This window comes from Desulfomicrobium salsuginis, from assembly GCF_054657795.1.
On sequence record NZ_BAAHYA010000002.1, the window covers coordinates 1,393,879 to 1,416,318 of the forward strand.

Consider the following 22,440-nt stretch of genomic DNA (forward strand, 5'->3'; position numbering starts at 1 on the left):
AGCCCAAACGACCGGTCCCCGCCCTTCCCTTAAGGAGACAACATGTTGAGAAAATTTGCCTTTGTTTTGTGTTTCATGCTTGCCTGCTCCACGGCCGTCGCCGGGGAAAAGGAGCACCGGGCCCTGGCCGAGGAACTGATCAAGATCACCGAAGGCGACATGGTCATGGAAAAGATGAAGGCCCAGGTGACCATGATCTTCCAGCAGATCACGGCCCAGATGAACGTCCAGGAAGCCGACAAGCCCAAGCTCGACAAGTATTCCAAGCGCTTCGACGCCATCCTCAAGGAGGACATGGCCTGGGACAAGGTCAAGCCGCAGTATCTGGACCTGTACACGTCCGTCTTCACCGAAGAGGAGACCAAGGGCCTGGTGGATTTCTACAAGTCCGACCTCGGCAAGAAGGTCACGTCCAAGATGCCCGAGCTCATGCAGCAGAGCATGACCGTGGCCCGCACCTACATGCAGGGCGTGGTGCCCAAGCTCGAAACCCTGACCGAGGAAATGCGCAAGGAATTCGAGCCCGCGGCCGCGCAGGCTCCCGGCCAGGAGGCTCCGGCCGCCAAGGCCGCGCCGGCCGGATCGAAGGAAGGCAAGAAAGAATAGGTTTTGCCGCGAAGTAAATGAAAGGCTCCGTCGGTTGCTGCCGGCGGAGCCTTTTATATTGATGTCAGGCCAACAGGGCGCGGATTTCCCGCCGGGCGGCCTCCAGGTACTTCGGGTAGTTCGCCTTGACGGGTTCGGACAGTTCCATGGACCAGTCGCTGATGGTCAGGGGTTCGATGCCGATGACGACGAGGGTCTGCGGCTTGTGGCCGAGCAGCTCCGCCATCCTGAGGGAATCGAGGAGGTCGATGTCGTGCAGCGAGAGGCGCTGCTCCCCGTTCTCCCGCAGATTATCCTCGGTGAAACGGTAGATGGTGCCGGGCTCGCGGCCGCCCTTGACGCAATCGAGGACCAGCACCCGCTCGTATTCCTGAAAAACGTAGAAAATGTCCTGGGTGAAGGTCGCGCCATCCAGAAAATCGACCTCATCGGGGTTCCACTCCTCCCGGGACAGGTCCTGCACCGCGTGCACCCCCGCCCCATCGTCGGTCAGCAGCAGATTCCCCACCCCAAGCACCAAAAGTCTTTTCATGCCATGCTCTCCGAAATCCTGCACCGCCTGGTTGCGGCGCGTTGCGTTGTGGCGTCGTTCAAAAAAAAGGGCCGGTCGCCCGGCCCTTCATGATCCATCGGATACGAATCAGTCAACGTTGATGACGTGTTCTTCACCGGTCTCAGCGTGCAGCACGTGCACGGCACAGCCCAGTCACGGGTCAAAGGCGCGAACGAGGCGCCCGACGTTGACGGGATTCTTGATGTCCGGAACCGGCACGCCGATCAGAGCCTCCTCGATGGGGCCGCGCTGGCCCATGTCGTCGCGGGGGTTGGCGTTCCAGAGGGTGGCGGACACGATCTGGTAGCTTTCGATCTTCTTGTCCTTGATCTTCAGGTAGTGCAGCAGGGAGCCGCGGGGGGCCTCGGTGAAGCCGGTGCCTTCGCCGACGTCCGGGAGTTCGGGCTTGGCGTAGGTTTCTCCGCCGGCCGTGACATCCTTGAGCCATTTCTCAACGGCCGTGGCCACCATCCAGGTCTCCTCGGCGCGGGCCACGTGGCGGCCCATGATGGAGAAGGCCTTGTCGCCCAGGTCGCGGAAGTTCTTGGCCTCGATGCCATACAGGTCCTTGAGGAGCTTCTGGCCCACGGGGCTGAGTTCGGGGTTTTCTACCCACATGCGGGCCAGGGGGCCCACTTCGCAGGGTTTGTCCTTGTAGCGCGGAGCCTTGACGAAGCTGTAGGCGCCCTTCTTGTCCGGGTTGGGGACTGTCTCGCCGACGCTGTAATGCAGGCCGCCGGGAGCGGAATAGTCGAAGAAGGAATGGCCTACGTATTCCTTGATCAGCTTGGGATCGAAGGCTTCGTCCTTGCCGTCGAGGAAGACGCCGGGCTTGAGCAGGAAGGTCTTCTGCTCGTCGTCCTGGGGGAAGACGCCGAAGGCGATGACGTTCTTGTAGCCGACGCCGGTCGCGAACAGGTCGGTGTACACGGAACCCAGAGTGTAGATGAGGGGCAGGTACTCGTCGACCACGAACTTCTGCACTTCCTTGAAGCGGGCGGCGTATTCGGCCAGCTTCTCGGCGGTGGGAATCTGGGTCGCGCCGCCGCCGACCATGCCCTGGACGTGCGGCATGCGGCCGCCGAACATGGCCACCATCTCGTGGCAGATGCGGCGGACTTCAAGGGCCTTCAGATACTGGTTCAGGCCGTAGGTGTTCGTGGCCTCGGCCTTGGCGCCGTCCGTGATGCGATCCGTGAGCAGGTCCGCGTTGGCGTATCTGGGCACGAAGGGGGAGACATCGGGTCCCTTGACGTAGTCCAGGGCGGCCAGATGGTAGAAGTGCAGGATATGGGACTGCAGGTAGTTGGCGCCGAAGATCAGGTTGCGGGTGATGCGTCCGTTGGTCGGGACCTTCACGCCGAAGGCCTCGTCCTGGGCCATGACCGAAGCGGTGCAGTGGGCCGTGGGGCAGACGCCGCAGATGCGCTGCACGATCTGGGAGGAATCCCGGGGATCGCGACCTTTGAGAATCTGCTCGAACCCGCGGAACATGCCGCCGGAGCACTTCGCGTCGACGACCTTGCCGTCCTTGACTTCGACCTCGATCTTGAGGTGCCCCTCGACCCTGGTCAACGGGTCGATGGCAATCTTGATTTTCCCGTCAGTGGCGGGATTAGCTGCTTGTGACACGTGCGTCCTCCTTGATTATTCCGCTACATAGAAAGGAGACTTCCCGTCCGGGAAATCCGGTTCCACACAGCCGATGCACACGGCGTTCTCGACACACCAGTTGATGCCGTTGTTCCAGCGGCGCTTGTAACAGTCGGCATAGGTGGACGGGCCCTTGCAGCCGAGCTCGGCCTTGCAGCCGGGCTTGGTGAAGGTGGGGGCGAAATCCGACGCGTCGTACTTTTCGAGGTACGGACAGTTTTCGTGGATGTTCTCGCCGAAGAAGAGCATCGGGCGGCCTTCGTCATCAAGCTCGGGCAGCGGGTGCTCGTTGGGGTTGAGGACATGGCTCCAGGCGGCGACCAGGGTGCCGACCATCCAGTCTGGATGGGGCGGGCATCCGGGCACGTTGACCAACAGCTTGTCGATCTTTTCGGCGGCGAAAAAGTCACGCACGCTCGTGGCGCCGGTGACGTTGCCGGCCGCGGCCGGGATGCCGCCGTAGGCGGAACAGGTGCCGACGGCAACGGTGGCCAGGGACTTGGGCGCAAGGTCCCTGATCAGCTCGGCCATGGTCACTTCGTGGTGATGGCCCTTGGCGTCAAGGGTTTCACCGACGATGCAGTAACGGCCTTCCTTGGCGGTGGGGATGGCACCTTCGACCAGCAGGAAGAAGTTGCCCTTGAACTTTTCGGCGATGGCGTACATGTGCTCAAGCGCCATTTCGCCTTCGCTGGCCATGACGGTGGGATGGAACTCAAGGCTGATGACATCCAGCAGGATCTCCTTGATCCTGGGATGCACGGCGTTGAGCAGGGACACGGAACACCCGGTGCAGCCCTGACCCTGTACCCAGATGACCGGGGCTTTTTTCGCCCCTTCGGTCATGGCATGCAGGATGCCCGGATGATAGATCTGGGAAATGCCCAGTCCGGCGACACCTGCGGAGCACAGTTTGACGAACTCACGTCTGCTTAAACTCATACCCTCCTCCTTCAAAAAGGTAATAGCGTGCAGAGACTTCGGCCTTTTTTTCACGAGCGCTTCGATATCCTCTAAATATTCAATGTGTCAACGCGCTTTGGATCGAAATTCACGATTGTTGCAATCTGCATACGGCGATGTAGGACATCGCGCGAAATGCGAGGGGCCCTTCAAAATTGGGACGCGACAGGTGACACCTATTTTGACTAGAGTATTACGAATTCCTGATTACACTGGTCAATCAACCATGAATTGTGGCACGCGCACCCCATGGTCCACCGAGCCGGCGAACTGCGCGAACCCTTCGCGTCGTGGAGCCACCGGCGCACGTGCCGGGCAGAGCACCCGAAAATCTTCTGCGCCAAAACCTGGGTCGTCGAGGGGGATCGTTATTTTCTGCGGGGAAAATAGGCGGTCGTGGAATTGTGTTCCCACAGGAACTGGTGAATGTGGTAACCGTCGGAGAAGAAGGTCACAGAGCCGAGAATGGGCGACGGCGAGTCGGACGTGTCGCCGTAGACATAGATGAAGCGGTTGAAACGGTAGAGCTTCCGGTGCAATCCCATTCTTTCGGCGTGCAGGATGAGATGGCCGCTGCGGGCCCGGTCGTCCTCGATCCAGACCCGGCTGGAATCGTGCAGGGTGTACTCGCCGACATAGTTTTCCTCGACGAACTCCTCCGTGGCCACGCCATGCATGAACCTGGCCTCGGCGCCGTGCTTGAGGGCGTCCTGCCCCGACTCGTTGGCCAGGATCGTCGTACCGGGCCGCTGCGCCACCTGTCCGATGGGCACCGCATTCTGCGCGGCGGATTCGGGGAGCCGGGGCTCGGGCGGAGGGATTTGCGCTACCGGCTCCGGGCCGGAGATTGCGGCCGGGGCCTTGGGCGTGGCGGGCTTTGCCGCCGCTTCAGGCTGGCGGGCCGGTCTGGGCCGGTGAACGGGCGTCTTCGGGAGCGGCTTCGGCGCATCCTCGATCCGCTCTTTGGCTGACGCCGCCGGCTCGGGAGGAACCTGCGCCGGCTTGACCGCCGGGGCCACGATGTCGAGCAGCAAGGTCCTGTCTTCGTCGTGTCCGACCGTTCGGAGGTCCAGCCCCAGGAGAAGGACCGCATGCAGGGCAATGGACAGAAGCGCGCACAGGACGAGAAAAGGCACGCCTCCAGCGGGTCGCCCGGCGTCCGATTCCCTCTCGCCGGTTTCCGGTCCGTGGCGGGAGGCATTCTTGCAGGCAAGAAGGGAAAGCGACAACTCGGGTGCGTTCATGTTGTTCTTTGGCCTGTGCGGTGGTATTCAAAAAACGGCTCACATCCACCACCGGGGGAAGCAATGCGAATTCTTCTCACAGCGTTTCTTGCAATCCTCTTCGACACTTCCGCCGCCTTTTCCGAATCCACTATAAGCATCATCCACAGTTACCACAAGGAGTACGCCTGGGAACAAAGCCTCTCCGAAGGACTGCTGCAATCCCTGCCACGTGGCGCGGCCATCCGCCACTTCTACCTCGACACCAAGCGCACGCCGCAGGCCGAACACCGCGCGCGGGCCGACGCGGTCTGGGAGGAAATCAGAGCCGCGGCGTGGAGCCTCATCATCCTCTGCGACGACAACGCGGCCAAATACCTTGGCCCCCGGCTGAAAAACGGCCCCACCCCCGTGGTGTACCTCGGGATCAACCGCAACCCGCGCGACTACGGGCTCTTTCCCGCCCCGAACATGACAGGGGTCCTCGAGCGCCCCCTGCTCAAACGCTCCCTGCACTCCATGTGCAAACTCGTGAACACCGACGACACCAAGGTCCTCATCCTCTTCGACTCCGACGCGACGTCCGACGCGGTGGTCCACGAGGCCTTTGAAGGAAAATCGCGCCTCAACCTCGGCAAGGTGCAGGTTGAGCTGAAGCAGTTCTCTCTGCTCGACAACTGGCGGGAGGCGCTTCTGAACGCCAAGGCCGAAGGGTTCGACACGGTCTACATCGGGCTGTACCACACCCTGCGCGACAGCGCCGGCAAGCACGTGCCCGAGGACGAGGTCCTGGCCTGGGCCAACGCCAACACGCCCGTTCCGATCTTCGCCTTCTGGGATTTCGCCGTGGGCAAGGGAAAAACCATCGGCGGACATGTGCTGAGCGCTTTCGACCAGGGGCAGGCGGCAGGGAAAATCGCCTGCCGGATACTGGCCGGGACCCCGCCCTCGGCCATCCTCCCCCAAACCGCCCAGGCCGGAACGTACACGTTCAGCGCGTTTGAACTGGACCGGTTCGGGATCAAATTGCCCGACGCGATACGCGCACAGGCCGTCATGGTCCCGTGAGCAGCGCCGACGGATCCGAAAACCGGCCTTGACCGCCGCTGGCCCGCTTACTACTGAACATGCCCATGACCACAACAGCCCAAAAAAAGCAGCTCATCCTGGAGTACGAGAAGAAATTTGCCCACAAACTGGCCGCCTTCGTGCTCGACAAGCCCAAACCGCCCTTGTGGATGATCTTTGTCCCGGTCTTCTTCGTCTTTTTCGCGCAGAAAATGAAACAATATTCGAGCGGGTTGGAAGAATTCGTCCAGAACTACACCAAACCGCGCCGCCTCGCCCTCGACGCGGCCATGGACTCGCAGGAGACCGGCGCGCCCATCGACACGGCCGGCCTGCTCGAACGCGCCGGCGCGATTCCCGAGCAATCCCGTCCGCTTTTCCAGGACTGGATGGCTGCCCTCACGGATCATTACCGCACGCTCTTCGAGGCCCCCGGCGGCACGCCCGAAGCCCTGATCCGGTCGGGATACCGCAGCAAGACGGATTATCTGCTCCAGTGCAACGTCCTCAACAAGGCCGAGAACGCCTTCACCGAATCCCTCATGCCCAGGATCGAAGGGGACGGCCAGGACATCCGCAACGTTGTGGAGAGGATGAAGGTTGCCGTCGTCGACCTGCGCCGCCAGGAAGCCGACGCCATCTTCCGCTAGCCGGCCAGCTGACCCGGCGCGCTTTCGGAGCGGAAGTGCGTCGACACGCTCAGAGCATCTCCTCCATCTGGGCGAAGAAATCGCCGCGCTCAAAAACCGGGCCGTATTCCCCCTCCAACCGGTCCAGACTGCCCAAAAACGCGTCCCAACCCTCGATCTCGCCGACCTTCTTCCTGTCGGCGAAGATCTTGAAGCGCGTTCCCCGGGGGCACTTGGTCAGATTGATCTCGAAGCTGCGTCCGGACGCATAGACCGTCCAATACGCGGACCAACTCGTCCGGTCCCCTTCCGTCTTCTTGTACTTTTCGAAATAGGCCTCGAACACCTCCACGATGCGCGCGTTGTCCATGATTCCCTCCTCGTGACTGGTTTCCTGAAATTCAACGCCTGTGCATCCACAGGTCCGGATTCCCCTTGCCTTTGACCACTCCCCGCAATATTGGTAGGACCAATTTCACGGGAGCACAACCTTGAGTACACCGCAACAGCAAAAAAGAATCTACGAAGAAATTGCCGCGCGTCTGCAGGAGTTGGTGGAAGTCGACGACCTGCAGCCGGGAGACCGGTTGCCGCCCGAACGCCGCTTGGCGGAATTGTTCGGCGTTTCGCGCAATTCCATGCGCGAGGCCATCAAGAGTCTGGAACAGGCGGGGCTGCTCAAAAGCAGGCCGGGAGCCGGAACCTACATCGCGGCGGCCAGCCCGACGGAACTGGCCCGGCAACTCGGCGAGGCCTTCGCCCGGGAACGGCACAGGCTTGAGGACATTTTCGAACTTCGCCTCCTGCTGGAGCCGCAGATCGCGCGCCTTGCGGCGCGGCGCGTCTCCCCGCGGGCCATCGAACGGCTGGACGACCTCATGCACACCTATGAAAACGCCGTGAGGCATGGGGAGCCTGTCCTGGAGATCGACCAGGACCTCCACGACACCATCGCGGCGGCCACGGGCAACCACGCCATCGTCAGGCTCATGGAGCAGATGCACGACATGCTCTTCGAAAGTCGCGACGAAACCTTGCAGTCGCCGGAGCGCAGCCGCAACGCGCTGGAGGACCACCGAAAAATCCTGGCGGCGCTGCGCCTGCGCGATGCCGACGGTGCCTGCGCCGCCATGACGGAACATCTCGAACATACACGGGAAATCGTATTCACCTCAAAAAAAGGAGCATGAACTCATGAAGGAAATTCGCAAAACAGCCCGCGACCTGATGACTGGCTACTGCCGCGTCTGCCCCGTCTGCAACGGGAAGGCCTGCGCCGGCGAGGTTCCGGGCATGGGCGGCCTGGGCACGGGAACGGCCTTCATGGCCAATGTGCAGGCCCTGGCCGACTGCACGTTCAACATGCGCCTCGTGCACGACATCACGGAGCCGGACACGAGCACGTCCCTGCTGGGCCTTAAGCTGTCCATGCCCGTCATGGCGGCCCCCATCGGCGGCGTGTCCTTCAACATGGGCGGGAAGAGGTCCGAAGAGGAGTACATCACCGCCATCATCGACGGCTGCAGACAGGCCGGGATCATCGGCTGCACCGGCGACGGGGTCCCGCCGTTCATCCACGAGGCCGGCTTCGCCGCCATCACGGCCGCAGGGGGACACGGCATCCCGTTCATCAAACCCTGGGAGGACGCGGAGCTCTATGACAAGCTCGCCAAGGCCAGGGATACGGGCGCATCCGCCGTCGGCATGGACATCGACGCCGCCGGCCTCATCACCCTGCGCAAGATGGGACGGCCGGTGTCGCCCAAGCCGGTGGCCACCCTGCGCGAGATCATCGCCAAGGCCGGCCTGAAGTTCATCGTCAAGGGCGTCATGACCGTGGAGGACGCCCGTCTGGCCGCGGAGGCGGGCGCGGACGCCATCGTCGTCTCCAACCACGGCGGGCGCGTGCTCGACCACACGCCGGGAACGGCCAAGGTGCTGCCGGGCATCGCGAAGGAAATGAAGGGAAAGATCGCCATCATCGCGGACGGCGGAATCCGCAGCGGCGGGGACGTGCTGAAGATGCTGGCCCTCGGGGCCGACGCGGTCATGCTCGGCCGGCCCTTCAGCATCGCGGCCATGGGTGGCCTGACCGAGGGCGTCACGGCCTATGCCCAGACGCTGCGCACGGAACTCATGCAGGCCATGGTCATGACCGGCACCAGGGCCGTCACGCAGATGCCCGCAAACATCCTCTGGAACGGCCCCCGGGCGTAAGGCCCCGGGCACAAGGCGCAAAAAAAGGGCCGGATGGCCGGCCCTTTACCCTCTGTACTTGAGTCCCGTCTCGTACACCGGCAGCCCCCGCTCGGGGATCTGCTTGGTCCAGCAGACGGCCACGGGATAGCGGTCGAACTCGCCGAGGGAGGATTCATTGGGGGTGTACCCTTCCAGCGAAAGCTCAAGCTTGGCCCCGGGCTCGATGGGCGTCCGGGTCTTGAGGCAAAGCCCGCCGTCGCCGTAGTTGATCATGCGGGCGTAATGCGTCTTGTGCTGTCCCTCGTAGGTGTACCGGACGGGCACGAGACAATCCTTGCGAATGTGGGTGCGCTTGTTGGCAATCATATCGACCTCCTTACTCATGCGCAGGAACCCGATCGTCGGGATCCGGACATGTTCCGATGAACTTTCTCTAATCACTACCCCAAACCCGCCCAAGAGGCAAATCGCCAAAATCGCGGTTCGACAAAAAAAAGTGCTTGCCATTTGAAAGCCCGCTCTATATTAACCGACTTCGCTTTCGGGGAGACCCGAAACCGCGAATACGGCGAGGTAGCTCAGACGGTTAGAGCATGCGGCTCATATCCGCAGTGTCGGGGGTTCAATTCCCTCCCTCGCTACCAAAAATTCAAGGCTCCGATTTTCGGAGCCTTTTCTTTTTTGCCTCCACTTTGTCCTCGGAACGGATCGTTAATCCCCCTCTTTTGGATCATGGTACATCAGGCCAACCGACCAGATTCACGCAACTTCATACCGAAGAAAAACTTTTTGAAAATAATCGCACTCCCCCAGGATCATTGCAGTCTGCGCCCAGTACTCATGCAACACTCGCAGCCGCGTTTCAGTGCAGCGCGCACGGATCATCGGGAAACCTGAAAACTATTACAGAAAAAAGATTATTGAAACCCAATCGGAATTATGAAATAACCAAAAAAAATTATTGAACAAATAAACTTGTGACTCGTGATCCGGCAGGTCCTGGTGCATAATGGACGCTCTTGAAAAATCCGCTCCACGCAAAAATACCAAAATTTCATTTCGTACCGATGAACTCACGCTCGCAAAACTCAAGGCTGCCTGTCGGATCGAAAACAAGACAATTTCATCTCTGATCGAAGACGTTCTCACGGAACATGTTCTGCGTCAGGAAGCGCCCATGACTTCTCCTGATGAAAAACGGCAATGTCAACGAAAGCAGTGTTCTATTTCAGCTGTCATATTCTCAACGAAAGATGAATCTGCTTTTTTCTATCATGGCACGATTGTAGACATGTCCTTATCTTCGATGCAGATTCTTTTGAAAAATGTTCACGCCGAGCATGCGTTTCAAAGTGGGTTTGAAATTCTTTTTTCTCTCCCTCATTGCGATTATCCAATGCTGCTTCCATGCCGTTTTGTGAGGGCAAGCTATCTTCATGGAGAAACTATGCTTGTCGCTCATTTCAAATCTACGAATCCTGTCGAAGAAAACATTATCAAGCATTTCCTGACGAACTGCAATCTGACGAATGACAGCCTCGCAAAAAAGAGGCACAGGTGACTACAGCTTCCTGACTGCATGCAAGGATATTGACAATGGAAACGAAAAGTTTGTTGAAAAGAAGGGTACTGCGCGACGACGTTGCAGAATACCTCATGGAATCCATCTTGCGCGGAGACCTCAATCCTGGCGACAAGATCATAGAATCCAAACTCGCCCGCGAGTTGTCCATCAGCCAGGGAGCCGTACGCGAAGCCATCCGGGACCTTATCGCGCAGGGCGTTCTGGAGACAGAGCCGTACAAGGGAACGCGGATCAGGACGCTGAGCAAGGAACAGCTCAACGACTACTACGACGTGCGCACCGAAATCGAGGCCCTCGCCGTCCGCTGGAGCGTGATCAAGCACCGCTCAAGATACCTGGACCTCGACTACCTCAAGAGCTGTGTCGACAACATGGCCGTCTGCGTCGAAATGAACGACACCAAGAACATGCGCAAGAACGACATGTCCTTTCATCTCGCCATCGTCCAGGGCGCCCACAGCGAATCTCTGGCCAAGGCCTGGCACTCCCTCGGCAACTACTACTGGACCTATATCGCGGTCTACTACGACCACGCCGCGTCCCTGCTCAATGCACAGGTCGACAAGCACCGCATGATGTACGAGGCCATCGCTGGCGCCGACATCAACGCCTACGCCCAATGCGTGCGCGGCCACTACTTCGACGCCAACACCCTCTTCCCCGAGAAAATTTCAGTCTGACGATTTCGGACGAGCAACGCCCGACCACGGCCCCAAGCCTGTCGCATGAAGGCATGTACCGCAGCAATGCACGCGGTGCGTGCCTTTTTCTTCGTATTCAGCTTGGTGACCCATCGGGATGCGCGACAAAAAAGGCCGCCCGGTGACAGGCGGCCTTGAGGGTTGAATTCTCAACCGGCTACAGAATTCGCGGCTGGATGAAGATCAGGAGTTCGGCCTTGTTCTTCGTTTCGTACTTGTTCTTGAACAGCCAGCCCAGGCCGGGAACGTCACCCAGCCCGGGAATCTGGCTCTTCTCGGAAGTTTCCGTCGTCTTGAGTACGCCGCCTATGACGATGGTCTCGCGGTCGCTGACCATCATTTTCGTCTTGGTCGACTTGGTGTCGATGTCCCGGCCGTCGCTCTTGGGGCTGTCGTCGCTGATGTCGAGGTCGAGGATCAATTTGTTGTCAGGCGTAATCTGCGGCAGCACCGATATCTTCAGCACCGCTTCTTCGTATTCGGTCGTCGTACCGCCGCTTTCCGACTCCGTGGCCGTTGCGAGCTTCGTGCCCTGCTGAATTTCCGCACGGTTGTTGTTCAGGGTGAGGACACGCGGGGAGGATATGGTCTTGACCAGGTTCTTCTGCTCACCAAGCTGCAAGGATGCATCCAAGGCGAAAAGGTCCTCACCGAGGAATTTGCCGACTGTTCCGCCCAACGTTATGCCGTTGGCGGTGTTGATGGCGTTCAAGCCGGTTGACGTGAAGGTGCCGCGCCATTGTTCATTCGGCAGATTCGCAGTGGTTTCGGTCTGATAGGTCGTGCCCCACTTGACGCCCAGGCTGCGCTGGAATTCGTCGGTGGCGTAGACAAGGCGGGCCTCGATCATGACCTGGCGCTCGGCGCGGTCCAGCTTCTTGATGAAGCTGTCAATCCGGTCCAGGGTCTCCTCGGTGTCGGTCACGATCAGGATGTTCGTGCGCGGGTCGGAGGAAACGGTGCCGCGGTTCGGCGTCAGCAGGGTTTTGACCTTGCCCTCGAATTCGGCGGCCGTGTTGTAGTTGATCTGGATGTACTCGGTCTTCAGCGGGGCCAGGTTGCGCATGCTCTCCTGGGCCTGGATGGCCGCCTCGCGGGCCTTCTGCAACTGGGCGCGTTCGGCTTCGAGCTTCGTGGCCGAGGCGATGCGCATGATGTTGCCCTTGATGACCATGCCCAGATTCTTCTGCAGCAGCACGAGGTCAAGAGCCTGATCCCAGGGGATGTCCACAAGCTTGAGGGAAATGTTCCCGGAAATGTCGTCGTCGAGGATGAGATTGTAGCCGCTGATTTCGGAAATGAGGCGCAATACCTGTTCGACGGAAGCGTTCTGCAGGTCGATGGAGATCTTCTCACCCGTGTAGTTTTCCTTCATGCCCGGAAAGAGCGTGTTCAGCTCCTGGATCTCGCTCTCCTTGTACACCGGGTCATCGGATGCAGCCTTGTCGACGTCGGCAATGGCCGCGGGTTGGGCGGACTTGCCGGTCTTGACGAGGACATACGTTTCATCGCCCTTGCGCAGCACGGACAGAGCCGGGTTCTCGGCGCCGGCAAAGACCAGATAGGCGTTGCCGTCCTTGTCGTTATAGGCGGTCACGGTCTCGATCTTGGTGCCGAGCTTGCTCACGTCATACTTCTTAAGCAGGGATGGCTGGAATTGCGCCTTGCGGAACGTCAGCTTGAACGCGTCGGCCTGCTCGGGCACGACCTCGAAGGGCAGGCTCGAATAGGTCACGACCTGCAACGAATCCTTCGTCGGCTTGAAATTGAGGGTACTGATGACGTTCTTCGGCAGCTCCGGGGCCGGGATGTCATCGGAAACGAGCATCAACCGCCCGAGGCTGTCGGACTGGCGGGAGAGCAGGAACTTGCTCTTGGAATTCAGGAAGACGTTCAGCGCCTTGACCTGTCCGCCGTCCATCTCCTTTTCGAGCCGGCTGACCAGTGCCGTCTCGTTGAGGGGCAGAACGAAATCCGTGATACCGGGAGTGAAGAGGATCTTCACGAGCTTGTCCCCGTCGAAGTCCGCATAGAGCTGCGTTCCCGCGTCGATGGGCACGTCGATCATGGTCTTGCCCAGGGATTCCGACAGCACGGCTTCACGACCGGAGGCGGGCTGCTGGGCATCCGCGGTACCGGTATCGGTGAGGGCAGGCTTGGAGTGTGTTGCGCATGAAGTCAGCACAACGATACAACTTACAAGTAAGAATCCAGATATCGCTCTGAAAATCTTCATAGCACTCTACTCCTTCTCTTGCCGCAATCTTAAATTAATTGTTCTCTTTTTCGCTTCACCGAATACGTCGATGACATCCTCTTCAACAACGAGCATTTCGTTTCCGATGGATGTCACGACACCGTCATAGAGTCCTATGGTCATACCGGGGCGTATCAGGTAGCTCTTGCCGTCAGGCAGTTCGACCATGGCCAGGGAAACCCCGGCGCCCTTGTTCAGGATGCCGATGAGCTTCAGGCTGTGGACGTCGACCGTCTCCAGAGGAGTAGTCGCCTTCTTTTCGAGCTTGGCCTTCTTGGCCGCCTGCATCGCTTCGTATTCACGGATCTTGATGAACGAGACGAAGGGATCGATTTTCCCCGCCCCGCTGTAGGGGGGGTACGGGAACGTGATCCAGTCGGGGAATTCCCCGTCGGGTTGACCGGCTTGGGGTGTCTGCGCGCTGGCCGAGACGCAGAGGAAAAGGACCAGGGTGGGGAGTAAAAGAAGTGCTTTCATGGCTGCGTCACTTTTTTGCTTGTTTTGCGGCTTCACGCGCCTTGATTTCCGCCTCGGTCAGGGCCCTGTAAACCTGCAGCGTCAGGCTGGTGTTCAGATATTTCTCCGTCGGGGAAAAGTCGGACACCGGGCTGAAGGTGACGTTCTGGATGCTGACGAGGCGATCCAGCCTGGACAGCCGGTCGAAGTAGGTCACCAGACGGTGGAAGGTCCCGCTGATCTGCAGCTGGATGCTCCTCGTGGCGTAGAACTCCTGGACCTGCTCGGCGCCGGGCTGGAACAGGATGAATTCCACGTTTTCGTCGCGCCCGAGCTGCTCGAAGGAGGACAGGAGCATCTCCAGCGCCCTGGCGTCTTCGGGCAGAAGCGTCTTGGCGTAGTACAGCTCCTTCTTCCGCAATTCCAGGCTGCGACGCAACTCGGGCAGGTTCGCGACCTGCGCCCTGAACATGGCGATGTCCTTGTCGAGCTTTTCGATCTCCTGCGTGGCCTTGGCGATCTGGGTGAGCTTGTCGTCCAGGATGAAGTACCAGTACCCACCGTAGACCGCGAGCGTCAGGCCCAGAAATATCAGAAACTTCTGCAGGGCGGACAACGCACCTAATTTTTTGGAAACTGCGGATTTATCCATTTGTCGTTCCATTCGTATTTGTGTTTTCAAAATACTCCTGGGCCATCACGGAGCACTCGAAGGCCACCAACCCGAGCCCGTCCACGGCCCGGCGGGACGTCCTGCGAGTATCCACCAACTTGATATACTTCGACAATCTGAGGCGTTCCACGTAACTGGCGAATACCTGGTTGTCCAGGGCGACCCCGCTCAGGGCGATATTGCCGTTGGCGTTGATCGTGAACGTCTCGAACCACATCTTGTCCTTGGGCATGTTCACGACGATCTCGTCGATGTATTTGACGGGAAGCCCCTGGCGCAGGCGGATGTCCTTGATGACCTTGATCCGCGTCTCTATGTCCTTGAGTTCCTGAATGACGCTGTTGACGATGGCGACCTCCTTTTCAAGCAGCGCCTTCGTCTGCTGCTTCGAGGCCACCGATGCCTGCAGCGTACTCAGTTCCGAAGAAAAATAATAATCGACACCATAGACAGACCCAAGCATCAACAAAATTCCCAGAATGAAGAAGACTGCGCCTTTTTCGACATTGGTCGACTTCGATCGTTTTTGCTGAGGGAGTAAATTGATTTTTATCATAATAAGTATCCAGTATTAAATTGCTCTCAAGGCAAGGCCGAAAGGAACAACCATCTGTGGGCCTATCTCATCAAGGTACTCTTTCTGGAACGTATTGTTATCAACGTAAATTTTGCGGAAAGGATTGTGATAATGCACTTCAAGATTCAATTCCTTATGAAAAACATCCCGAAGCCCTCCAAGCAATGCCCCTCCCCCGGACAAGTAAAGAGATTCAGCAGGAGTTACGTTACTCGATGACGAATGATAAAATCCGATGAGGCGCCTCAGTTCGTCGCACCAGTTCTTGAAAATCTTGTTCACGGCCTCAGAGATGGACCGCAGTTCCTTTTCCCCGAGATCGTCCTTTCCGCTGAGCTTGATGCGCTCCGCGTCCATGCGCTTGATGTTCAGAATGGATGCGAGAGACTCCGTGACAGCCCTGCCGCCAAAGGAAACCTCGCGCAAGAAGGAAGGTTGGCCGTTGTGGTAGATGCAAAAAACGCTCTGCGCGCCGCCTATGTCGAGAAGATAGACGGGCTTTTCCTGAAACTCGGGATAATTGTGTTCGAAGCTGTTGCACAGGGCGAAGGAGTCAACGTCGATCACCGACAGGGAAAGGCCCGATTGCGAAATGACGTCGCTCAGATTCTGCACCACCTTCTTCTTGCTGGCCACGAGCAGCACGTCGTAGCTCTTTTCTTTCTGGCCGGGGCCAAGGACCTGGTAGTCGAGGAAGACGTCGTTGATGTCGAAAGGAATGTACTGGCGCGCGTCCTTCATGACCGTATCGCCGATGGCCTTCGCAGATTCGGCCTCGAACACGACCCGCTTCACGATGACCGCATGGCCGGCCATGGATGATACAACCACCTGCTCCTTGAGCTGAAGCTCGGACCAAAGCCCGTTGATCTTCTTTGCGGTGGCCGAACTGTTGTCCAGATCACCCGGCTGCCATGGGCAACGGGCTATGCTTTCCAGGACCAAGTCGCCTTTTCCCGGCCGAATCTTCACCATCTTCAGCCATTCACTTCCAAGATCCAATCCTACGCCGGCGTTTTTCTTTGAAAAAAAACCTAATTTTTTCACAGCGTTACGTCCTCAGTGATTATTTTCGCGACCCAAGACCCTGCATTTATTCGTTGATACTTTTTTAACTAACACAAAATGCGTCGTCAAAGCAAGAAATAATGAGTAGAAAAACAATGCGCGAGCTAAAGAACTTTTCGCATCCTGATACAGACGCTTTGGCTCAAATCCTGACTCTTTTTGTCAATACACGTACACACTCGATCCAAACAGCCACACAATGCCCGTATCGATGCGTCATGCTGAATTCGATTCACGCCTCGTATACGCACCGCGTCGCTCCAAAAAGGATCACACAACGGCTCCAGGGTCGAGAATCAGCCGCACGCATCCCATCGCACTATGTAGCATCGCCAAGGCTGGCTTTCGCAGCACCGCCCCTGTGCGACGAAAAAAGCCCGCTCCGGAAAGGAGCGGGCTTGCAGTAGTTCAACAGCCCAAACCCGATGAATCATGACGGCAGGCATGATCCGTACGTACCGGATGCATCGCGCAGGATCACCCTGTAGGGGATTTCTGCGCAGTCCGACGCGCGCCGTCCTAAATCCGTTCCAGATTGGCCAGCAGGATCTGTCCGAACTCAACGCATCCAACCTGGCGAGCGCCCGTCATCTGCGAGGCCAGATCGACGGTTACGCGTCCGTCGGCAATGGCCAGTTCCACGGCCTTGCGAATTTTCGTTGCGGCCTCGTGCCAGCCGACGTGATCGAGCATGAGCGCGCCAGAGAGAATGAGGCTGCCCGGGTTGGCGAGGTCCTTGCCCTCGATGGTCGGGGCCGTGCCGTGGGTGGGCTCGAAAAAGGCCAGGTCGGAGCTCATGTTGACCCCGGGGGCCAGGCCAAGGCCGCCGACTTGGGCGGCCAGGGCGTCGGACAGGTAGTCGCCGTTCAGATTCGGCGTGGCGATGACATCGTAGTTCTCGGGGCGGATGAGCACCTCCTGGAACATGGCGTCGGCGATCCTGTCCTTGAGCACCAGGGCGCCGGGAGGGCAGCAGTCCTGGCCTTCCAGGACGAGGCGACCGGCAAACTCCTCGGCGGCCAGTTCGTATCCCCAGTTGCGGAAGGCGCCTTCGGTGAACTTCATGATGTTGCCCTTGTGGGCCATGGTCACACTGCGGCGCTTCTGATCCAGGGCGAACTGGATGGCCCGCCGGATGAGGCGTTTGGAGCCTTTGGCCGTCATGGGCTTGATGCCGATGCCGCTCTCGGCGTCGACGTTTGCGCCCATCTCGTCACGGAGGAAGGCGATGAGCCGCTTGGCCTCGGGGCTGCCCGCCTGCCACTCGATGCCCGCGTAGACGTCCTCGGTGTTCTCGCGGAACACGACCATGTCCACCCGCTCGGGGTGCTTGACCGGGCTTTCAATGCCCTTGAAATACTGGATTGGACGGATGCAGGCGAAGAGGTCGAGCGTCTGCCTGAGCGTCACGTTCAGGCTGCGAAACCCTTTGCCCACCGGGGTCTCCAGGGGCCCCTTCATGGCCAGGTCGGCACCCTTGAGGGCTTCTAGCGTCGATTCGGGCAGGTAGGAGCCCGTTTCGGCAAAGGCCTTCTTGCCCGCCAGCAGTTCCACCCACTCGAATCCGCGTCCGTCGCCGTAGGCAACCTCCACCGCCCTGTCCAGAACCGGGCGGCCGGCGGCCCATACTTCCTTTCCTATCCCGTCTCCCTCGATGAAATATACCCTGCGCTTCATATCTTCTCCTCTCACGAATGAATAAAACCCCTCCCGGGGTTTTTTCGGATAGTAAAAGATTATTGATCGCGCAACTGACAAAAAGGGGCCTCAGCTGAAGCAGACCTCCACCATCATCGGTCCGTACTGCGTTTCAAATGGTATGGCCAGGACGGCGCTCGTGGAAACGTGGCGGATGATGTGACCGGAGCCGGTGATGACCGAAGGGATGGCGCCTTCGAAAATCATGCCCATGCCCACAAGGCCCTTGCGCGCCTGTCCGGAGATCATGTTGGTCAGTTCCCCGACGGCGTCGGTCACCGCATCGTTGATCTCGGTCTGCTCCTCATAGATCATCGCGCTGACGATCCCCAGTGCAGTTGCGGCCGTGAATGTCAGCGACATCGTCCCCCTGCTTTTGCCCTTGGGGTTGGAAAAGCCGATGACGCCCGTAATGTCTCCCTTTGCGCTGGCATCCTGCTTCACAAAGGGCGTGCCTGCCTTGGCCTCCGTCATGGCCATGGTCTGCAGGACCGATGTCGTTGCCTCCACGAACTGCGCGATGATCCCCTTTATCGTATCATTCATATTGATGCACCTGTCTCATTGTCTTGAGGTGATGAAAAACTGCAACGTGTCACTGCGATTTCACCATGAGGTGGAACAGCGTTTGTACATAGCGCCCCGAAACCACATCCGCCAGCGCGAAATGCGGCAGGGCCCCCCGTGCGATGGTGCCGGCGAAAGCGAACCACAGTTCCAGGGACAAGGCTTCCAGTGCGGGGGCGAGCACCGTTTCCCAGAGTCTTCCGGCCTTTTCTTCGTTCATGCTGAAGGAACGGCATTGCAGGGGACGGGAGGAAAAGAGGATGCACGACCCGTTCTCCAGCAACGGACACCGGGCGTCGGCGTCGGACAGGCAGAACTCCTCGGCGCTGACCTGGCTGGCCGCAAGGCGTTCGCGCCGCGCCGTCTCCACGGCCCGCGAGATGACCTCCAGGCGCTTTTCGCTGCTGAGCACGACATTCATCCTCTGGGTGACGTACACGGCCTCGACCATGGTCAACTGAATGGGCGTGCTGCAGCATCTGGCGTGGTCCCGGCCGCACATTTCCAGGGGCCTGCCCGCCTCGTCGTCGACCCTGGCCTGCAGCGCCTCGTAGTCGCGAAAGAACGGGCTGAGGTCCACGGCCTTGTGCATCTCCAGCGACGGCTCCCGCACGGTCAGCTTGGGGCTCTGCCGCCCGTATTTGCGGATGGTCCACCACTGCGAGAAATTCGCCGGCTTGGAGCGCAGGGTACGCAGCTTGAACCAGGCCAACCGGTGCCCCAGGCCCCGGCGCAGCAGGTATGCGTTGAGCACGGTGCCGGTACGCCCGATGCCGTGCCGGCAATGGATGAGCACCTTCTTGCCCAGATAGATGGCCTCGTCGAGCCAGGCCAGGGCCTTTTCCAGCTCCTCCAGCTCGGGCGCCTCCTCGTCGGCCAGGGGCATGTGGTAGACCTCGAATCCTGCCGCGCACTCGATGTCGTGCAGGTCGCAGAACTCGCCGCAGAGGTTGAGGATGGCCCCGACTCCGGCCGCCCGCAGGTAATCGAGCTGTTCGTAGCTCATGGGCGCGGCGCCCACGGCCAGCTGGTCCGTGACCCAGGTCGCCCTGTACGCTTCACTCATGGGCGGCCTCCGGGAAAAAGCTCTGCATGAAGGAGGCCGCTTCCCGCTTGGCCTGCGGCACATCCGAGAGCCGGATGTCCATGAGCCGCGTCACGGCGAGGACGAGGCCCAAGGCGTGCAGCGCCCTCGCCGTCTCCTCCATGCCCACGCGGGCCAGGGACGCGTCGAGCATGTCCCCCCGGATGACGGTCTCGTAGCCGAACCGCTCCAGGACATCGCGCACGAAGATCAGCCGGTAGGCGCGCTGGTTCAGGGCCGCCCCGCCGCCCTTGAACCGGAACTTGACGTAATTCGCGCCGGGCGTGTCGCCGCACAGCGCGTCGACGATGGAAAAGTGGTATCCGAAACGGATGTTCAGGTGCATGTACTCCCTGGCGATGATGGCGTAGCTGGCGAGAATCCTGGAATCCATGCGGAAGATGCCCGAACTGACCCGGTCGAACTCCTCCCAGTCCACATGCAGCTGGCCGCTGTCCCAGGTCACTCGCCCGTCGGCCAGCCCGTCCCACATGGCGCGCAGGGGAGCGCTGTCCAAGTGCTCGACGTCCACCGGCCCTTTGCCCCCGGCCTGCGGCGAAAGCCCCCCTCCCAGGTCCAGGACGTACATGACAAGGGGCAGATCCGTGGCCAGCCTGCGCGACCGGCCCAAACCCCTGCCGCCCCTGCCGACCAGGGAGAACATCTCGGCCACGCTCTTCTCGTGGCAGAAACGGACCACGTCGTGCAAGGACCGGCATCCCTCGGGCGTGAAATTTTCCGCGTCCGGGTCGATCAGGCCGAGATGGACCGCCACGGCGGCCAGGTCTTCGTTCCCGGCCCGAATTCTGGCGTGCATTCTCTCGACGTCGCGGCTTTGCGCCATGACGCCCGGCAGGCAGCCGGCAAAGATTTTTCCGGCGCCGCCGTCCACGGTCACCACCTCCCCTTCGCCAAGCACGCCCGGCCCGCACCCCACCACGACGGGCACCCCGCGTTCACGGGCCACGGAGGCCAGGTGGCTGGCCCGGCTCCCGCTGCCGGCCACGATGCCGGAGATGCGGTCCAGGAACTGCGAAAGGGCCGGCCGCAGCGAAGCGGTCACAACCACGGAGCCCGGCGGGATGGAACGGAAGTCCGCCCCCGAGGCCACATGAAAGACCGGACCGCACGCCGCCCCTGGCGAGGCGCAGTCCAGTTCCGACACGAGCAGCGGGGCCGCCTTGGCCTCCTCGGAGGAAAAGGCCTCCCGGTCCTCGTCCTGCTGGAGGCGCCTCGACTGCAGGATGACGAGGCCGTCGATGTCCAGGGCCCATTCCACGTCCTGAGGCTCGCCGAAAACGTTCTCCAGGCGCATGCACCACGCCCCCAGTTCCCGCAACACGGCGTCGTCGACCATCGGCGCGCTTTCGCAGGCGCAGCCCATGAGGATGTCCGGCTGCGGCTCCCGCGAGAGGTAGTGTTTACCCGGCGTGGCCGAACCGTCGACCAGGTTGGCGGCCAGGCCACCGACGACGTACACGCCCACGGCCTTCCCGCCCACCGCGGCGCAGGCCGGGTCGCGGGTGTAGACCACGCCCGCGGCCCGGGCGCGGACCATGGGCAGGACCAGCACCGCCATGGCCGTGTCGAAGTCCGTCAGGCCGTGCCGCACGCGGTAGGCCACGGCGCGGGGGCAGTACTTCCCGGCCAGGACCCGCTTGTAGGCGCCCAGGACGTCGCCGGGGGCCACGTCGAGTTCGCTGGCGTACTGCCCGGCGAAGGAGATCTCCCCGTCCTCGGCCACGGCGCTCGATCGCACGGCCAGGCGCCGGCCCTCCAGACCGCTGCTCCGCAGCGCGTCCATGATCTCCGCGGCGACGTCCGAGGGGACTTCGGCGGCGAGAATCAGCTCCTGCAGCTCCCCGGTCACGCGCACGATGGCGTCGTGGTTGGAGAGGGATATGTCCCGAAAATGGCGTTCGACCTCCTCTTCCAGGGCATTGTCGCGCAGGTAGCGGACAAAGGCCGAGGCCGTGACCACGAACCCCGGAGGGGTCGGAACACCGTGACGGCGCGCAAAGGACAGGTTGGCGGCCTTGCCCCCGGCCTGTCCGGCATGGTCGCAGGCCTCGTCGAGGCTCAGGACATACGGGGGATCCGCGGCGGGAGGCGGTTGCGTCACGAGCCTCGATATCTCCGCGGAGATCCGGTCCAGATTCTCGGGCAGGGATTCATACGCCTGCGGGTTCATGAGACAGAGGCGGTCGGCCATCTCGCCCACGCCTTGGGTCAGTTCCCCGAGCAGAAACCTGATCCGCGCCATGTCGGCCGGGTCGTGCCCGTAGAGATGCGCGTCGAGGTCGGCGACGAGGTCCAGCGCCCTGGAGTCGCTGCGCAGCAACTCCTTGAAGTGTTCGTACTTCTCCCGGATATGACGGTTGGGAGCCAGCAGGCGGGTGAACCAGTGACGCAGCAGACGTGACGCGATCATGCAGCCCCTCCCGCCTCAGCCCTGGGGCCCGCTTTTCAGGACTTCAGCTACCTTGGACTCCAGCTCCTCTTTGTCGATGGGCTTGACGCAATATTCACTGGCCCCGAGCTTGAGGGATTCGCGCGCCGTTTCCAGCGTGGGGTACCCCGTCAGCATGATGACCCGGATGCCGGGATCGTGCTTCTTCAGCTCGGCCAGGACCTCCACGCCCGTCATCTTCTTCAGCTTGATGTCGAGGATGGCCAAGGTGGTCCCGCCCTTGGCCACGTGCCGGATGGCCTCCTCCTCTTCGGTGAAGGCCGTGACCTGATGACCCTGGCGTTCCAGGATCCTCTTCACCAGCACTCCCGCATCGGAAACGTCATCCAGGACTATGATCGAAGCCATGCGTTTCTCCTTGTTCCAGACGCGGCCCGGATGGGTGCGGACCGCGCGGGTTCGATTCGTTC

General features: G+C 60.5%; 23 protein-coding genes and 1 tRNA gene. 8 read left to right on the forward strand and 16 right to left on the reverse strand.

Going from position 1 to position 22,440, the window contains the following annotated elements:
• Positions 1–42 precede the first annotated feature (42 nt).
• Positions 43–606, forward strand: coding sequence for a DUF2059 domain-containing protein (locus ACYQ3G_RS13385; RefSeq protein ID WP_459826398.1), 564 nt, complete (start codon positions 43–45; stop codon positions 604–606).
• A gap of 64 nt (positions 607–670) precedes the next feature.
• On the opposite strand, the gene hysD is transcribed toward ACYQ3G_RS13385, so the two are convergent.
• The 4 genes from hysD to ACYQ3G_RS13405 form a co-directional block, all read right to left on the reverse strand.
• Positions 671–1,138, reverse strand: coding sequence for a NiFeSe hydrogenase maturation protease (gene hysD, locus ACYQ3G_RS13390; RefSeq protein ID WP_459826400.1), 468 nt, complete (start codon positions 1,136–1,138; stop codon positions 671–673).
• 108 nt (positions 1,139–1,246) lie between these two features.
• On the reverse strand, positions 1,247–2,791 hold the full coding sequence (gene hysA, locus ACYQ3G_RS13395; protein WP_459826402.1) for a NiFeSe hydrogenase large subunit HysA: 1,545 nt from the start codon (positions 2,789–2,791) through the stop codon (positions 1,247–1,249).
• 15 nt (positions 2,792–2,806) lie between these two features.
• Positions 2,807–3,754, reverse strand: a complete 948-nt coding sequence (gene hysB / locus ACYQ3G_RS13400) for a NiFeSe hydrogenase small subunit (protein WP_028575941.1) — start codon at positions 3,752–3,754, stop codon at positions 2,807–2,809.
• 389 nt (positions 3,755–4,143) lie between these two features.
• Positions 4,144–4,911: a hypothetical protein gene (locus ACYQ3G_RS13405; protein ID WP_459826405.1), complete on the reverse strand. Its 768-nt coding sequence runs from the start codon at positions 4,909–4,911 to the stop codon at positions 4,144–4,146.
• A 171-nt stretch (positions 4,912–5,082) separates the two neighbouring features.
• Here ACYQ3G_RS13405 and ACYQ3G_RS13410 point away from each other — a divergent pair, with 171 nt between their 5' ends.
• Together ACYQ3G_RS13410 and ACYQ3G_RS13415 are read left to right on the forward strand one after the other, a co-directional pair.
• A complete protein-coding gene (locus tag ACYQ3G_RS13410) occupies positions 5,083–6,066 on the forward strand; it encodes an ABC transporter substrate-binding protein (protein WP_459826407.1) in 984 nt (327 codons plus the stop codon).
• A gap of 65 nt (positions 6,067–6,131) precedes the next feature.
• On the forward strand, positions 6,132–6,716 hold the full coding sequence (locus ACYQ3G_RS13415; protein ID WP_459826409.1) for an NF038143 family protein: 585 nt from the start codon (positions 6,132–6,134) through the stop codon (positions 6,714–6,716).
• Between the two features lie 49 nt (positions 6,717–6,765).
• Here the strand turns inward: ACYQ3G_RS13415 and ACYQ3G_RS13420 are convergent, their stop codons facing one another.
• Positions 6,766–7,065 carry a hypothetical protein gene (locus ACYQ3G_RS13420; protein WP_028575937.1) on the reverse strand — a complete coding sequence of 100 codons (300 nt, stop codon included), beginning with the start codon at positions 7,063–7,065 and terminating at the stop codon, positions 6,766–6,768.
• 121 nt (positions 7,066–7,186) lie between these two features.
• Here ACYQ3G_RS13420 and ACYQ3G_RS13425 point away from each other — a divergent pair, with 121 nt between their 5' ends.
• Both ACYQ3G_RS13425 and ACYQ3G_RS13430 read left to right on the forward strand, forming a co-directional pair.
• Complete coding sequence (locus tag ACYQ3G_RS13425; RefSeq protein ID WP_459826411.1) at positions 7,187–7,885, forward strand: FadR/GntR family transcriptional regulator; 699 nt, start codon at positions 7,187–7,189, stop codon at positions 7,883–7,885.
• Positions 7,886–7,889: 4 nt separating this feature from the next.
• Positions 7,890–8,912, forward strand: a complete 1,023-nt coding sequence (locus tag ACYQ3G_RS13430; RefSeq protein WP_459826413.1) for an alpha-hydroxy-acid oxidizing protein — start codon at positions 7,890–7,892, stop codon at positions 8,910–8,912.
• 45 nt (positions 8,913–8,957) lie between these two features.
• On the opposite strand, the gene ACYQ3G_RS13435 is transcribed toward ACYQ3G_RS13430, so the two are convergent.
• Positions 8,958–9,260 carry a PilZ domain-containing protein gene (locus ACYQ3G_RS13435; protein ID WP_028575934.1) on the reverse strand — a complete coding sequence of 101 codons (303 nt, stop codon included), beginning with the start codon at positions 9,258–9,260 and terminating at the stop codon, positions 8,958–8,960.
• A 201-nt stretch (positions 9,261–9,461) separates the two neighbouring features.
• On the opposite strand from ACYQ3G_RS13435, the gene ACYQ3G_RS13440 reads away from it, so the two are divergent.
• The 3 genes from ACYQ3G_RS13440 to ACYQ3G_RS13450 all read left to right on the forward strand — a co-directional run bounded on the left by ACYQ3G_RS13440 (position 9,462) and on the right by ACYQ3G_RS13450 (position 11,159).
• A tRNA-Met gene (locus ACYQ3G_RS13440) sits at positions 9,462–9,538 on the forward strand.
• A gap of 365 nt (positions 9,539–9,903) precedes the next feature.
• Positions 9,904–10,455, forward strand: a complete 552-nt coding sequence (locus ACYQ3G_RS13445) for a PilZ domain-containing protein (protein WP_459826415.1) — start codon at positions 9,904–9,906, stop codon at positions 10,453–10,455.
• 35 nt (positions 10,456–10,490) lie between these two features.
• Complete coding sequence (locus ACYQ3G_RS13450; RefSeq protein ID WP_459826417.1) at positions 10,491–11,159, forward strand: GntR family transcriptional regulator; 669 nt, start codon at positions 10,491–10,493, stop codon at positions 11,157–11,159.
• Positions 11,160–11,337: 178 nt separating this feature from the next.
• Here ACYQ3G_RS13450 and ACYQ3G_RS13455 read toward each other — a convergent pair whose 3' ends face one another.
• The 10 genes from ACYQ3G_RS13455 to ACYQ3G_RS13500 form a co-directional block, all read right to left on the reverse strand.
• A complete protein-coding gene (locus ACYQ3G_RS13455; protein WP_459826419.1) occupies positions 11,338–13,275 on the reverse strand; it encodes a type IV pilus secretin PilQ in 1,938 nt (645 codons plus the stop codon).
• A gap of 147 nt (positions 13,276–13,422) precedes the next feature.
• Positions 13,423–13,914, reverse strand: coding sequence for a pilus assembly protein PilP (locus ACYQ3G_RS13460; protein WP_459826421.1), 492 nt, complete (start codon positions 13,912–13,914; stop codon positions 13,423–13,425).
• Positions 13,915–13,921: 7 nt separating this feature from the next.
• Entirely contained in the window at positions 13,922–14,545 is a 624-nt protein-coding gene (locus tag ACYQ3G_RS13465) for a type IV pilus inner membrane component PilO (protein ID WP_169725509.1), read from the reverse strand.
• Entirely contained in the window at positions 14,538–15,122 is a 585-nt protein-coding gene (locus ACYQ3G_RS13470; protein WP_459826423.1) for a PilN domain-containing protein, read from the reverse strand. The genes ACYQ3G_RS13465 and ACYQ3G_RS13470 overlap by 8 nt, the downstream gene beginning before the upstream one ends.
• Before the next feature lie 15 nt (positions 15,123–15,137).
• The gene (pilM, locus tag ACYQ3G_RS13475) at positions 15,138–16,190 is read right to left on the reverse strand and encodes a type IV pilus assembly protein PilM (protein ID WP_459826425.1); all 1,053 of its coding nucleotides are present in this window, start codon (positions 16,188–16,190) and stop codon (positions 15,138–15,140) included.
• A 540-nt stretch (positions 16,191–16,730) separates the two neighbouring features.
• A complete protein-coding gene (gene icd / locus ACYQ3G_RS13480; RefSeq protein ID WP_459826427.1) occupies positions 16,731–17,888 on the reverse strand; it encodes an NADP-dependent isocitrate dehydrogenase in 1,158 nt (385 codons plus the stop codon).
• 90 nt (positions 17,889–17,978) lie between these two features.
• Entirely contained in the window at positions 17,979–18,455 is a 477-nt protein-coding gene (locus tag ACYQ3G_RS13485; protein ID WP_028575926.1) for a chemotaxis protein CheX, read from the reverse strand.
• 49 nt (positions 18,456–18,504) lie between these two features.
• A complete protein-coding gene (locus ACYQ3G_RS13490) occupies positions 18,505–19,542 on the reverse strand; it encodes a protein-tyrosine phosphatase family protein (protein WP_028575925.1) in 1,038 nt (345 codons plus the stop codon).
• Positions 19,535–21,991, reverse strand: coding sequence for a PEP/pyruvate-binding domain-containing protein (locus ACYQ3G_RS13495; protein WP_459826430.1), 2,457 nt, complete (start codon positions 21,989–21,991; stop codon positions 19,535–19,537). Before ACYQ3G_RS13495 ends, ACYQ3G_RS13490 begins: the two co-directional genes overlap by 8 nt.
• 15 nt (positions 21,992–22,006) lie before the next feature.
• The gene (locus ACYQ3G_RS13500) at positions 22,007–22,378 is read right to left on the reverse strand and encodes a response regulator (protein ID WP_459826432.1); all 372 of its coding nucleotides are present in this window, start codon (positions 22,376–22,378) and stop codon (positions 22,007–22,009) included.
• Between the last annotated feature and the right edge of the window lie 62 nt (positions 22,379–22,440).